General features: G+C 50.8%; 1 protein-coding gene. It reads right to left on the reverse strand.

The genetic code is table 11. The features are described 5' to 3' along the window. Positions 1–222: 222 nt before the first annotated feature. The coding region (locus ACTHUM_RS18950; RefSeq protein WP_440403822.1) for a methylated-DNA--[protein]-cysteine S-methyltransferase at positions 223–500 on the reverse strand (278 nt) is incomplete at its 5' end.

Raw genomic sequence — 500 nt, forward strand, 5'->3', positions numbered from 1 at the left:
CGGCAAGTTTGGAGGAGGCAGTAATTTCTTCCGGAGTAAAATCCAAAATTTTTAGAAAATGGCGGTTTTTCAGGCTCATGTCGGATTTCTCTGTTTTAGCGTGGTCGTTGCCCAAAATTTTTCTCCATGCAGATTTCGTCGGGCTTCCACCGACCTTCTGCGGCTCAATTTTTCAGAATGTGAAGCCTGCGAAGAGGGCAGCCCCTTATCCTCTATCAAAACTCAAAACAAGGCCGTCTGAACCTCGCCTCGCTCCAAGGCAAGCAACGATTGTTTGCGGTTCAAACCGCCTGCATAGCCGGTCAGCTTGCCATCGCTGCCGATAACACGGTGGCAGGGAATCAGGATAGACACCTTGTTTTGCCCGTTTGCAGCAGCAACGGCGCGAATGGCTTTAGGATTACCCAACTGTTGCGCCTGCTCCTTGTAGCTGCGCGTTTCGCCGTAAGGAATAGTCAGCAACGCATTCCATACCTGCTGCTGAAAGGCTGTACCTATCG

It is taken from the genome of Neisseria sp. P0021.S006 (genome assembly GCF_051956895.1).